Annotated in this window: 12 protein-coding genes; 6 read left to right on the top strand and 6 right to left on the bottom strand. The window is 58.7% G+C overall.

Translation table 11 applies throughout. The features are described 5' to 3' along the window. The first annotated feature begins 161 nt into the window (after positions 1-161). Positions 162-1,382 carry an ABC transporter permease gene (locus CRI93_RS02105; RefSeq protein ID WP_098060945.1) on the top strand — a complete coding sequence of 407 codons (1,221 nt, stop codon included), beginning with the start codon at positions 162-164 and terminating at the stop codon, positions 1,380-1,382. A 21-nt stretch (positions 1,383-1,403) separates the two neighbouring features. Continuing rightward, complete coding sequence (locus CRI93_RS02100; protein WP_098060944.1) at positions 1,404-1,889, top strand: redoxin domain-containing protein; 486 nt, start codon at positions 1,404-1,406, stop codon at positions 1,887-1,889. Positions 1,890-1,996: 107 nt separating this feature from the next. On the opposite strand, the gene CRI93_RS02095 is transcribed toward CRI93_RS02100, so the two are convergent. The 3 genes from CRI93_RS02095 to CRI93_RS02085 all read right to left on the bottom strand — a co-directional run bounded on the left by CRI93_RS02095 (position 1,997) and on the right by CRI93_RS02085 (position 5,014). Continuing rightward, entirely contained in the window at positions 1,997-2,962 is a 966-nt protein-coding gene (locus CRI93_RS02095; RefSeq protein WP_098060943.1) for a phosphoribosylaminoimidazolesuccinocarboxamide synthase, read from the bottom strand. Continuing rightward, a complete protein-coding gene (locus CRI93_RS02090) occupies positions 2,962-3,999 on the bottom strand; it encodes a LacI family DNA-binding transcriptional regulator (protein ID WP_098060942.1) in 1,038 nt (345 codons plus the stop codon). The genes CRI93_RS02095 and CRI93_RS02090 overlap by 1 nt, the downstream gene beginning before the upstream one ends. A gap of 127 nt (positions 4,000-4,126) precedes the next feature. Continuing rightward, positions 4,127-5,014 (bottom strand): bifunctional hydroxymethylpyrimidine kinase/phosphomethylpyrimidine kinase, encoded by an 888-nt coding sequence (locus tag CRI93_RS02085; protein ID WP_176521623.1) that lies wholly within the window; start codon positions 5,012-5,014, stop codon positions 4,127-4,129. Between the two features lie 218 nt (positions 5,015-5,232). Between CRI93_RS02085 and ribA the strand changes: the two genes are divergently transcribed. From ribA to CRI93_RS02065, 4 genes are read left to right on the top strand one after another with little or no spacing between them, the layout of a single operon-like run. Next, on the top strand, positions 5,233-6,594 hold the full coding sequence (gene ribA, locus CRI93_RS02080) for a GTP cyclohydrolase II (protein WP_098060940.1): 1,362 nt from the start codon (positions 5,233-5,235) through the stop codon (positions 6,592-6,594). Beyond that, positions 6,587-7,588, top strand: coding sequence for a zinc-dependent alcohol dehydrogenase (locus tag CRI93_RS02075; RefSeq protein ID WP_098060939.1), 1,002 nt, complete (start codon positions 6,587-6,589; stop codon positions 7,586-7,588). The genes ribA and CRI93_RS02075 overlap by 8 nt, the downstream gene beginning before the upstream one ends. A 16-nt stretch (positions 7,589-7,604) precedes the next feature. Then, on the top strand, positions 7,605-8,003 hold the full coding sequence (locus CRI93_RS02070; RefSeq protein WP_098060938.1) for a 6-pyruvoyl trahydropterin synthase family protein: 399 nt from the start codon (positions 7,605-7,607) through the stop codon (positions 8,001-8,003). Positions 8,004-8,007: 4 nt separating this feature from the next. Then, on the top strand, positions 8,008-8,892 hold the full coding sequence (locus tag CRI93_RS02065) for an SAM-dependent methyltransferase (RefSeq protein WP_098060937.1): 885 nt from the start codon (positions 8,008-8,010) through the stop codon (positions 8,890-8,892). A gap of 20 nt (positions 8,893-8,912) precedes the next feature. Here CRI93_RS02065 and CRI93_RS02060 read toward each other — a convergent pair whose 3' ends face one another. The 3 genes from CRI93_RS02060 to CRI93_RS02050 form a co-directional block, all read right to left on the bottom strand. Then, positions 8,913-10,028 (bottom strand): tyrosine-type recombinase/integrase, encoded by a 1,116-nt coding sequence (locus tag CRI93_RS02060; protein WP_098060936.1) that lies wholly within the window; start codon positions 10,026-10,028, stop codon positions 8,913-8,915. 317 nt (positions 10,029-10,345) lie between these two features. Then, on the bottom strand, positions 10,346-11,554 hold the full coding sequence (locus CRI93_RS02055) for a baeRF3 domain-containing protein (RefSeq protein WP_098060935.1): 1,209 nt from the start codon (positions 11,552-11,554) through the stop codon (positions 10,346-10,348). A gap of 136 nt (positions 11,555-11,690) precedes the next feature. After that, positions 11,691-12,329, bottom strand: coding sequence for a cyclase family protein (locus tag CRI93_RS02050; protein WP_098060934.1), 639 nt, complete (start codon positions 12,327-12,329; stop codon positions 11,691-11,693). Positions 12,330-12,360 lie beyond the last annotated feature (31 nt).

The following is a 12,360-nucleotide window of genomic DNA, read 5'->3' as shown; positions in this document are numbered from 1 at the left end:
GCTCCCAGCGCCAGTAGCGTGGCTGGGGCGTCGGGCGGATGCAGCAGGCACGATGCAAAACCTGTGGTTTGGCAGCAAGTTCGGCAGATGCAGTGAACAGCGCAAGTCAGCACGGGTACGGATGGATGCCTTAACCGATTTTACTTGCGCTCCTGCTCCCTATGCAACTGGAATGGTTCCTGGCCCTGCGCTACTTTGCCCGCGCCGAAGGGCAGCGTGAAGGCCGTAGCTTTGTGCGGTTCATTACGTACGTAGCGGTAGGCGGCGTAGCAGTAGGGGTGGCGGCGCTCATCCTGGCCCTGGGCATCGTGCGCGGCTTCAGCCAGGAGATCGAAGGCAAACTCATGGAGGTGGGAGCCCACCTGCGTGTCGTCAGCTACACCGATGATCCGCTAAGCGATGCCGCCTCGCTGCAGGACCAGCTCGAAAGCTATGACGCCGTACGGACGGTAGACCCCGTTGCGGAAGGTGTTGTCATTGCTCGCGCAGGCGCCGATGCCATTGAGGGGCTGGTGGTGCAGGGTACGAATACGCTTCCCGAGGCCGTGCGCCGCACTACGACCCACCCCGACCGAACAACGCCCCAGGGAGTGCTGCTCAGCACGTCCATTGCCGAGCGCTTCGCCATGACCCCCGGCGACCGGCTTACGCTTTTTGCACTTGATCGCGGGGCAGGGAGCGGAGCCGCAGCGCTCCAGCCCCGCGTGCAGCAGTACGATGTGCAGGATACCTACGCCACCTCGCTCGATTTTATCGACGACACCTTCTTGTTTATGGGACTCAGCGATGCCCAGCAGTTGCTGGAGTTCTCCGATAACCAAGTGTCGCGGCTGGATGTCATGCTCCACGATGTGGGCGATATTGAGCCGACCGCCAAGACGCTACGCGAAGAGCTGTCGTTTCCGGCCACGGTGCGTACGGTCTATCAACAGTACGCGGGGCTGTTTGCATGGATCAACCTGCAACAAAACATCATTCCGCTGGTCATTAGCACGATTGTCATCGTGGCGGCCTTTAACATCGTGGGCACGCTCCTTATGATGATGCTCGAGAAGACGCGCGAAATCGGGGTGCTCATGAGCATGGGCCTTTCGGCACGTGGCGTACAGCGCGTGTTTCTGGTGCTCGGCGCGGTCATCGGGTGCACGGGAAGCGCCATTGGGGCGGCCCTCGCCGTTGGAGCGGGCTGGATTCAACAGACCTATGGTGTCATTCCGCTTCCCGCCGATGCCTACTACATGGACACAGCCCCCATGGCGCTCCACGCCTCCGATGTGCTGCTTGTAACCAGTGTAGCCATTGTGCTGTGCGTGGGCGCGGCGTACCTCCCTGCGCGTGTCGCTTCCCGCATCGACCCTGTGCGCGTTATTCGCTTTACGTAACCTATTCTTTCTGGATACGATATGTCTACGCTTGCTCCTGGCGACGCTGCCCCCGACTTCGAACTCTTCACGCACGATATTGAGCCGTTTACGCTCTCCGATCATCGCGACGGCCCCGTGCTTCTTCTCTTCTTTCCTGGCGCATTCACGAGCGTGTGCACCAATGAGATGAACACAGTGAACAACGACCGTACGTCGTTCGGCATCGACGAGGGCGTGACCATCGTTGGCATCTCGACCGACTCTCCGTTCGTTCTCGATGAGTACCGCAAGGTGAACGACCTCCAATTCACGCTGCTCAGCGATCACGATGCTGAAGTAGCAGCCGCCTATGGCGCGAAGTACGACCACGACTTTACACCCATGAAGCTCGACCGCATCGCGAAACGGTCGGCGTTTGTGGTGGATGCAGAGGGCGTCATTCAGTACGCGGAGGTGCTCGACAATGCTGGAAAGCAACCCGACTTTGAGTCCATTCAGGCCACAATCGATGAGCTGACTGGCTGAGCCGCAACGTGCACAACACGTACTGCTCCTGCATCTACAGAAAACGGCCCCGCAGCCATGTACAAGCTGCGGGGCCGTCTGCATTGAATCGAAATGGTCAGCGCGACTTATTGTGCTCGCGCCGCCTGTAGGTTAGACTGCATGCGCTTCTCGGGATGCGGCGTCACCTGGGTCTCGAACGGCTGTCCCGTTAACCGCTCATACAGATCGATGTAGCGCTGGGCAATCTCGATGCGAAAGCCATCGGGCAGATTGGGCATCGTGTCGCCCTCACGTCCGCGGAAGCCCTGATCCATCAGCCACTCGCGCACGAATTCCTTCGAGAGCTGCTCCTGGGGTTCGCCCTGCGCCAGCCGAGTCTCGTAGCCATTGGCCTCGTAATACCGGGAGCTATCGGGCGTGTGCACCTCGTCGATGAGGCGAAGCTGCCCCTCTGCATCGCGGCCAAACTCGTATTTTGTATCTACAAGAATTAGATCGCGGCTCGCGGCAATCTCGGTGCCACGCGCAAACAGGTTGAGGGCGGCTTGTTTAAGTGTCGCGTACGTCTCCGCATCCACCAGACCCCGCGACACCGCCTCCTCGGGTGTAATGTCTTCGTCGTGCCCAGTTTCTGCTTTGGTCGCAGGCGTTACGATGGGCTGGGGCAACTGCTCGCCCTCGCGGAGTCCATCGGGCAGCACCTGCCCACACAGTGTGCGGGCCCCGTCCTGGTACATGCGCGCAGCATGTCCGGCCAGATAGCCTCGCACCACAAACTCAATGGGAATGGGGGTGCAGGCCGTGCCTATCGTGATGTTGGGGTCGGGCACCGCCTGTACGTGATTTGGAAAGACCTGCGCCGTCTCCTCAAAGAAAAACGCAGCCAACTGGTTTAGCACCTGCCCCTTAAACGGAATGGCCTGCGGCAGCACATGGTCGAATGACGAGATGCGGTCGGTTGTGACCAGCACGAGAGTGTCGCCATCGCGGTAGGTGTCGCGCACCTTGCCTTTGTAGCGCGTGCCCCATCCCGACAGGTGCGTTTCGGTAATGCAGTGCGGAAGTTGCTGGGTAAGTGTGGAAACGTCCATTAGGAGCTTGGGCGAATGTAGTCACTGGATTTGCGAACGTGGAGTTCGTGTTGCACGCGCTGGCTTACCGTGGGGAAGTCCTCGCGATTGAGGCGGCGGAGCAGGGTCTCGGCGGCGCGCTCACCAACCTCGTGCATGTTCTGGGCTACGCTGGAAAGCCCAATGAAGCGGCTGATTTTGATATCGTCGTAGCCGACAAGCGCAAAGTCGTCGGGCACTGTCTTCTCGGCCTGACGAATAGCTTGCCACGCGCCCACGGCCTGCACATCGCTGCTGGCAAATACCGCAGTGATCTGCGGATGCTCCTTCAGCAGCTTCTGCATGGCCTCGTAGCCCGACTCTTCGCTGAAGCCGTCGTGCTTTTCGGTTTCGCCCCAGGCCACAAGCGATTCGTCGAATGAGACGCCCTCGTCTTCGAGCACCGTCCGGTAGCCCTGCACGCGTGCATTGCGGACGTGCGTATCGTGCGGTGTCGTGATCATGCCAATCTCGCGATGTCCCTGCTCAATGAGGTGCCGGATGGCAAGCTCAACGCCGACCTCGTCGTCCCAGTAATACGAGTCCATGTCGTTCCACTTGCTCCCAATCATGACGACCGGCGCGCCCAGCGCACGGAGCTCGTTCGCCATCTCGGCGTCGTAGCGGAGGCCGGTAAGCAGCAGGGCATCCATTGCGCCGCGGGCCAGGAAGTTGCGTAGCGTGGCTTTGGGATCGGACCAGGCCAGGTCGCAGAGCAGCAGGTCGACTTCGCCAATATCGAGGCGGCTGCGTACACCCTTCAGCAGCTCGTTGTGGAAGGGCGTGGTAAACGTAGGCACGGCTACCGCAATCGTGCGCGTAGCCCGCTGGGCCAGCGATTTCGCCGTACGGTTGGGGCGGAATTGCAGCTCTTTGATGGCGCGCAGCACGCGTTCACGCGTGGCATCCGACACGTCGCGCGAGTTGTTCAACACACGCGATACAGTCGATATCGCCACGCCGGCCTTATCGGCTACGTCGTAGATGGTCGTTTTCTCGGAATCCGAAGAGGGAGTCATAGCTGTTGAAACATCGCCAAAGGAACGGGTGGACCGTACGCGTACACAATACGGGATGGGCGTCACATATAACAGGCTGCGGCGGCCTTGCAACGACTTTTTATCGTTTCGTATAGAGGATGCTGCTCTACTCATGCACGGGCGCACCTTCGTGCGATTCAAACGCCGCAAAGAAACGGGGGGAGGCCTGGGCCTCGTCTACACTGCGAATCTGGTTCAGCGTATCGGCCAGGCGTCGTTTCGAAGCTTGGACCGCATCGGTCAGTGCCGCGCCCTGGTGCAGGCGGTGAAGCACATCGACCAGGTAGGCACTTGAGCGTCCACTGATCGACGCACTCGTCTCCACAAACGGAGCCTCGAAGAGCGCCATCTCGCCCTCGTACCAGAGGAGGTCAAGGGCGAAGTTGGGCGGCTCGCCTTCACGCTCAAAGAAGTGCGTAGGCAGGCGTCCACAGCGCAGGAGCACCGCCGACGCGCCCTGCTGACTGATGCGCTGCACCGCAACCTGGGCGTCGTCGAGCGTCGGGATCTCCATCCCAGCGACCAGTTCCGCATCCCGCCGCCGCACGCTGACCAGCGATACGCGATTCATGATGTTGACGAGCGATTCTGTGGTTGATGGCTCTGCAATGTCCTCGCCGCTGGGACCGCTTAGCGTCACGTCCAAAATCGAGGGGCCGGTAAACGCTTCATGATCCAGCAGGTGGGCCACGGCGCGCACCGATGGCGTGGCCCCGACAATGCCAATCTTGGCCGCATTGGGAACGATGTGATCGGGGGTATCCGACGAAAGCAAGTGTTCGATCTGCGCATGCACGGTATCCGACGGCACGTTGAGCACGTCGGTCACCACGCCGTGGCTGGCTACGATATGGCTGGTGCACAGAGAAAGAGGGACGCCGCCCACGGCCTGGGTGGCGCGGATGTCGGCGTTGAGACCACGTGCCAGCCCCGTGTACAACGCATTGAACAGGAGCGGAGCAAACGGAGTGGTCGAACCAGAATCAGAATCCACAGGCAGAACACACGTAATGAAAAAAGCAAGAGCGGCAGTAACAGGCCCAGTGTGTTACAACATAGTTGGCCCCGGTTCGTGTGGATACGTAACATACCGGGGCACAGGCGGGTTGCTATGCCGTAGTGTAGTCATAGTCCTACCGTTAGGCTTTGGTTCAGACGTAGCCTATCCGGTACGTCCTCACATTGCATCTTCCACGACGATTTTTCTGCTGTATGAACACTGCCTCGGTCAAGCGCTTAACGACCGCCCGCATTCCTACTGTGGACGGCACGTTTTCGCTGATGCTGTACGAAAACGATATCGATGACGAAGATCATCTGGCTGTGGTCTATGGCGAGGTGGAAGATGCCGAGGATGTGCTTGTGCGCATCCACTCGGAGTGCTTTACGGGCGATGTGCTCGGGTCGCTACGTTGCGACTGCGGCGAGCAACTCAACACCTCCATGCGCATGATCGCCGAGGCGGGGCAGGGTGTCATTCTCTATCTCCGCCAGGAGGGCCGCGGCATTGGGCTGCACGACAAACTTAAGGCCTACAACCTGCAGGACGAAGGCTACGATACGGTCGAGGCCAACCTCATGCTCGGCCATGAGCCCGACGAGCGTGACTATACCGTGGGGGCGCTCATGATTCAGGATCTTGGGATTCAGTCGGCGCGCCTCATCACGAACAATCCAGCCAAGATCGAAAGCCTGCGCGAGTATGGCGTTACCGTCTCTGAGCGCGTACCTATTGAGCCTCATCTGAACCGGCACAATTCCTCATATCTCGAAACCAAAGTCGAGCGGATGCGCCACATGCTGCGCATCGACACGGCCCCAACCGGCGGCGACGGCTATGCGAATCCGCACAGTGCCGACCTCCAGAGCCTGGCGCAGCGTGCCCAGCACTACGCTGATACCCAATCGCAGGCGTTCGTCACGCTCAGCTACGCGCAAAGCCTCGACGGCTCCATCGCCGATGCGTCGTGCTCGCCCACCCGCATCAGCGATGCCTCTTCCATGGAGCTTACCCATGAGCTGCGCTCTATTCACGACGGTATTCTTGTTGGAATTGGGACCCTCATTTCTGATGATCCACGTCTAACGGTTCGGCACGTAAGCGGCACCAATCCGCGTCCTATTGTGCTGGATACCACACTTCGGTGCCCACCCGATGCGTCTATATTTGATAATAAAAATACGTCGCCGCTTATCTATACATCTTCGACAAATCAGGAGCAGATTGAAGTGCTTGAAGCCGCAGGGGCTACCGTGCGGCAGGTTCCCGAGGGGCCGGGCGGCGTCTCTATTCCGGCTGTGCGCCGCGATGCGTATGCACAGGGCATCAACTCGATTATGGTTGAGGGCGGGGCATGTGTCATCCGCCACATGATTATGCAGCAGCAGGTGCAGAAACTCGTGGTTACGCTTGCGCCTATGTACCTGGCGGGGCTGAACCCGCTGGACGGCTGCGCTACGGCGGACAACCCCGAAGCCCCCGCGCTGCGTACCATGCAGTTCACCAATGTGATGTACCAGTGGGCCGGCGAAGACATTGTGCTGTTTGCAGACCCCACCTGGCCCAATGCGTAGTCGCTTGCTTCTGCTATTCAATGGCGATGGCACCACCCAACTCACTGCCCAGCCGATACCTGCTCCTACAGGAAATGAGGTTGGCATCCAGACGCAGTGTACCCTGATCAGTGCGGGAACCGAGCGCCTCGTGCTCAATGGGCAGGTCGACCCGAGTTTGCAAGATACCACTGCCGACAGCGCCGACTTTTCGTATCCCCGCCCCTACGGCTATTGCACTGTGGGTAGCGTAACCAGCACGGGGCCGGATGCTACCCTGCCGGTGGGCACCCGCGTGTTCGGGTTTCTGCCACACGCCACGCATCATGTCGTGTCTGAAGCCGCCGTTTATACGCTTCCAGACGCTCTTTCTACACCGGATGCTACATTCATCCCGAACGTAGAAACCGCACTGAATATCGTGTGGGATGCGCAGGTCGGTCCCGGATCGCGAGTCGTGCTCATCGGTGCAGGGACGGTTGGCATGCTGGTGGCGCGTCTCTTGCGCACCATCCCGGCGCTCGATCTTGCGGTGGTTGATCAGCCTCATGTGCTTGAGCGCATGGCCGCGCTACTCCCCAATGCGCACCCCTATCCACCGGATGCGTTGTCACGCACCGCGCTACCGGCGTCCTGGAGTGACGGCCCTGATGTCGTAATCGAGTGCAGCGGCCAGCCCGCTATGCTCCAGCGCGCGCTCGACGTTGCGGGGCAGGAAACGCGCGTCGTGATGGGATCGTGGTACGGCACGAAGTCCGTTGAACTGGATCTGGGAGCAGCATTTCATCGGAAGCGGCTCACGGTAGCGGCCACACCGGTTTCAACGCTTCCCGCCGAGCGCAAAACGCGCTGGAGTAAAGACCGCCAGCTCCGCACAGCGATGACGCTATCTGCCGATCTTTCGCCGGCCCAGCCCCACACGCAATTTGTTGATTTCCGCGAAGCACCGGCTGTCTATGCAACCCTGCGTTCGGGGGCCTTGCCTGCACCAACGATTCTTGTCATGACTCCGTAATCAATCAATTATTGCAATGTATACACTTACTGTAAAAGACGATCTTATTGCTCAGCACTACCTCACCGTTCCGAATTGCGGTCCTGAAAACGAATGGCACTCGCACCACTTTACCGTCGAGGTGGTGCTGGAATCGAACTCGCTAAATAAGTGGGGGTACGTATGCGATATTACAGACGTAAAGTCTGCACTTGCCTCATTGAAAGACCACGTATCCGACCAGACGTTAAATGATCTGCCTGCGTTCAAGGGACTCAACCCGAGCGTGGAGCATTTTGCCCGCATCGCGGCGGAGCATATCCGTGGATCGCTGGATAAAGAGACGCGACAGCGCTGCCACCGCATGCATGTGCGCATCTGGGAAGACGATGAGGCCGCGGCGCAATATACGACTCCACTCACCGACGAAGTGTAGCCGCATGTCTAACTTCCCCCGCACCGCTCACACATTCAACTACCCGCGCTACCTGAAGGCGCTACAGTCTGTCAGTGCACGCGCCCAGTCCGACGCGCTCTACCAGCAGTTCCTGGACGCCCTCGTGGCGCGCGCGGACGAAACGAATGCCCCACTCCGCGTGCTAGAAATCGGGGCCGGACGTGGTGACCAGATGCAGCGTATCCTGGACGATATGGCTACCCACGATGCCCCAGTTCATTACATAGCACTGGAGCCGCAGTCTGAAAACCGAACGGTCACGCAAGCGGTGGCCGAGTCGTATATGGCAGGCCCGCATACCGTCACGGTACAGCCGACTCCGCTCCTCGACGTTGCGACAGAGAATGGCGCTGCGTACGATGCCATTGTGGCCCGCTCGGTCCTCGATCTGATGCCACTGCACGACGCGCTTGCAACCATTGAGGCGCTACTCTCCGAGGCCGGGATTCTCTACGCGCCCCTCACGTTTGCTATGGGAACGAAACTGGCCCCGTATCCCAGTACACGCACAGCAAGTACAGAAGATAAAGTAACCTTAATCTACCACAATTCAGTTCGGCAAAAAACGGATATAGAAAAGGGAAGCTATCCAGCACATGAAATTTCCCACTGGGCAAATGCGCGAAACGCACGTATTAGCATGAGAGGAAGCGACTGGGTGATCTCGCCCTCAAAAAAGACATACTACCAAGATGAGGCATATGCACTGCAATCTATTCTTGCATTTATGCACGACGAAGCCGAGCAGGTAGCGACGATACCGCAGCCGGATCTTGATTCGTGGTGGGCAACTCGGATGCGCATGCTTCACAATAACACACTCATCTACACGGCCAATCAGTTTGACCTGCTCGTCCAGTTCGACTGAAGAGGCTCAGGCTGCGTCTTCTACAGATTAATGCGGTCTGCGGCGCTGTCACGCAGTTTGTCGCGCTGGTGGATGTAGGCCATCGTCGTATCAATGTCCTTGTGGCGTGCGTGCGTTTTCACCTGCTCAATGGTTGCACCCGACTCCAAAGCAAGCGTGCATCCGGTGTGGCGCAGAGCGTGGGCTCCTATATCCGGCAGATCGGCGCGCTCAGCGGTGCGCCGCACGATGCGATAGATCGCATCTCCAGTAATCCGGTCGCCTCGATTCCGATTGCTAAACGAACGCCAGAGCGGCCCCTCTTCAATTCCGTAGTGTGATTTCATGTCGTCAATTACATCTACAACATGAGCTGGTATTTTTACATATTGATCGGTGCCTCCTTTCGTATCTGGAAGATCGAGCACCCAGTAGTGGCCCAGCGGACGAATATGCTCAACGTCCATGGCAGCTGCTTCAGAGCGACGCAATACGCAGTGAAGTAACACTAACAATAGTGCATGATCTCTGTGAGATGCTTCCCCAGCTTCCTGGGTGGCGCGGAGCAGCCGCTTCGACTGGGCACGCGACAAAAACGTGATGGAGCGGTCAGAGGCATTCGCACGGCGCGTCTTGCGGATGAGTGCAGCATCAGCCGGATTGCGCGGAATCAACTCCAGGGCTACCAGCCAATCAAAGAATCCGCGGATCGCCGATACGCGACGCTGAATGGTGGAGGCCGCACGATCGTCCTCTTCGAGATTGCGGATGTGCCGATTCACATGCATGAACGTAGCTTTGCGTGCTAGCGGGAGCACGACTTCGTCGGTCCCAAAAAACTGTACGATGTCGTTTTTGTAGGCGCGCTGGGTCTCGGGGCGCTCATAGCGCGTCAAATACATCGAAAGCAGGTCTGTTGATTCCTTAATGGAGGTGTGTACGAGCGGGGCATCACCCGGCGAAATCCCTGCTGAGTCGCCAGAATCGGGGATAACGGGCACTAAATCATCGGTTTCGTTGTCGGCCCCGGTGCTCGTAGGCGCGATTTGTTGCCCCGTGTCCGTAGTAGGGGGCGTCTCGGGCGGCTCTGACGGCGGCTTGGGACCGGCAGATGAGGACGGTTCGGCTCCATCTGGCTCGGCGTTGGACGGCTCCATGATTTTGTGGGGTTCGTATGAAGGAATTCGGTACTTAGACTTATAAATCTCAATCCCTGATAATGCTAATTATCGGGGATTGGAAAGTCAAGGACTATTTGACTGGGCTCCGAGAACAAGTTTGGGCTCAACGGAAAACTTAAGCTGCCAATCTTCGCTTTCGTCACGGAGTGGCGATTTGAATCCGTGGAGGCATGACCGATATTCAGCCATCAGGTCATTTGCATCCACCAAATAGAAAACGCGACTGCCTCTGTGATTGAAGCAGCCGCGTTCGCGGTTGAAACTAAAATTGGGATACAAGGCCGGGAAATCAGTTAGCCTTCCTCCGTTGCCGTAACGTCTGCGGGATAGCGAAAGGTGGCAGCAATGAACTGGCCGTTTGGCATGTTTTCAGGGCGGAGCGCATAGACGGTGGCTCCATTCAGGTGGGCATGTACCGCCGCGTAGTTTAGCAGGTCGTAGTCACCTGGTTCTTGATCACCGTGCAGTTCAACCGTGTTAGAGGTCGGGTCGAACTGGCCCCAGCGGTGTTCGCCAACAGGTACGAAGAGCGTGTCGACACGACCGTACGCGCAGGCCGGTACGATCTCGTGGAAATCGCCCGAGGCCAGGTTACCGTTCTGATGGTAGTGCTGGTCGAACGCATCAAGGGCTTCCTGCTGCGTACGCTCGAAAATCGGAGCGACGATGGACCACGCTTTTTCGTGCAGCTCGTTAGGATGCAGGTCTTCCGGATTCCCGGCCACGACATCGTCTTCCACCAGGTGCGCGTAGCTGTTCGCCTCGCGGTACATGGGCAGGTACTCCGAAACGCCAGCGACCACCAGTGGAGCCTCCTCGTCAGCGAGGTGCTCCATAACCCCCTCGTCAATCGAACGAAAGAACTGCTGGAGTTCAGGCTTTACGGTACGGCTATTGTCGTCGGAGTCGTGCGGATGGCCGTGGTACATCTGATCGGTGCGGCCATTGGGCGTGCGGTTGGCTGTCCGGTTCTGTAGTTCACGTTCGGCATCGTCTTCGACGCCGGGCGATGCATCTTGCAAGCTACTGGGCACCGCACGGGCATCTACGGCCCCGATGGACTGGTGCGTGCCCTGCATCAGTTTAACGTCGTTCTGGCTCAGCGTCAACACGAAGAAGCGGTTGTTGGAGGCAATGAGCGGGAAGAGCGGCTTCAGGTGAAAGTGTGTGCTCACCGTTACCATCTCGTTGAACTGCAACGGCAGGCGATACGACTGGATGGAATCGGGGGTCAGGAAAAGCGCAACGCCCTCAGTCACTTGGCGCCAGAATGTGGTATCATCGGCAAGGGCGCGTGCAGGTTCTAAGATAGCGTCGATCTCGTCATCGCGGTGGCCCTGCTCGCGCATGGTGTCGCGCGCTTCGTTGAGCAGGTTCTTATACCGAATGGTATTCTGCGACCAGTCGGATTCGTTGCGCATCGTTTCCATAAAGAGGCTGATGCACACATCGCCATCGTGTTCAGCGAGCGCACGCAGGGTTGCACGATCAAAGGTATCCATAGCCGCATCCAGAAAAGTTCAGTAGAATCAGCGAGTACGGGAGCGCCAACGCGTCAGGGTGAGGTTGGCCGTTCCGAAAATAGTGATGCAAAGATAATCAGCCAGCCGACTTGCGCGCAAGCCGATGGCACAGGTTTTACAAAGGAAGCATGGTTGGGTTGGGATGTAAGACGGCTCGTACGGGGGCGGCGTCGGCTCCGGGTACGCGAAGTGGAAGCGCCACAAGGGTGTAGCGTCCGGGCTCAACCGCTCCAAGCCGCAGGTTTTCAAGGTTCACGATATTGGCCGAATTCAGTGCATGATGGGCTGCTAACTCGGTACTATCGGAAGGATCCACGGAGGGCGCATCGGTCCCCATGAGGCATACATCATGACGTTGCATCCAGGAAACCGCTTCCACCGATACAGCCGTAAACGCGTCGCTCCAGCGCGTGGCCGGGTGTTGGCTGCTCACTGTTTTGAAGAGCAGACGCGGGGCGGTCGTTTCGTTGAGATGCTCGGGCCGGATGATCGCGGCATCAGGGGGGATAGCCACGACCTCGGCTGGTCCCAAGAATGTATCGAGGTTCCATCCGCTGGTGGTTGCGCCTGCATCGTCCACGTGATACGGCGCATCGGCGTGCGTGCCCAGGTGCGCGCTCATCTGCAGGGCCGAGCAGTTCACGGAGTCGCCGTCACGGATTGACAGCGTTGTGCTACGTGAGAACGGGACATCGCCCGGCCATGCGGCTACATCGGCATGGAGCGATTGCGAGATGTCGATCCAGGTGGCCATACGCGGCGAATGGGAAAAGATAGGAGCGAGA

This window comes from Longimonas halophila (assembly GCF_002554705.1).
Classification (GTDB): Bacteria; Bacteroidota; Rhodothermia; order Rhodothermales; family Salinibacteraceae; genus Longimonas; species Longimonas halophila.
The sequence above is the reverse complement of the archived record's forward strand: the minus strand, read 5'-3'. Positions and strand labels throughout refer to the sequence as shown.

Excerpts from the sequence above, each read along its gene's own strand:
- CRI93_RS02105 (WP_098060945.1), top strand. The coding sequence starts at position 162 with ATGCAACTGGAATGGTTCCTGGCCCTGCGCTACTTTGCCCGCGCCGAA.
- CRI93_RS02100 (WP_098060944.1), top strand. The coding sequence starts at position 1,404 with ATGTCTACGCTTGCTCCTGGCGACGCTGCCCCCGACTTCGAACTCTTC.
- CRI93_RS02095 (WP_098060943.1), bottom strand. The coding sequence starts at position 2,962 with ATGGACGTTTCCACACTTACCCAGCAACTTCCGCACTGCATTACCGAA.
- CRI93_RS02090 (WP_098060942.1), bottom strand. The coding sequence starts at position 3,999 with ATGACTCCCTCTTCGGATTCCGAGAAAACGACCATCTACGACGTAGCC.
- ribA (WP_098060940.1), top strand. The coding sequence starts at position 5,233 with ATGAACACTGCCTCGGTCAAGCGCTTAACGACCGCCCGCATTCCTACT.
- CRI93_RS02075 (WP_098060939.1), top strand. The coding sequence starts at position 6,587 with ATGCGTAGTCGCTTGCTTCTGCTATTCAATGGCGATGGCACCACCCAA.
- CRI93_RS02070 (WP_098060938.1), top strand. The coding sequence starts at position 7,605 with ATGTATACACTTACTGTAAAAGACGATCTTATTGCTCAGCACTACCTC.
- CRI93_RS02065 (WP_098060937.1), top strand. The coding sequence starts at position 8,008 with ATGTCTAACTTCCCCCGCACCGCTCACACATTCAACTACCCGCGCTAC.
- CRI93_RS02060 (WP_098060936.1), bottom strand. The coding sequence starts at position 10,028 with ATGGAGCCGTCCAACGCCGAGCCAGATGGAGCCGAACCGTCCTCATCT.
- CRI93_RS02055 (WP_098060935.1), bottom strand. The coding sequence starts at position 11,554 with ATGGATACCTTTGATCGTGCAACCCTGCGTGCGCTCGCTGAACACGAT.
- CRI93_RS02050 (WP_098060934.1), bottom strand. The coding sequence starts at position 12,329 with ATGGCCACCTGGATCGACATCTCGCAATCGCTCCATGCCGATGTAGCC.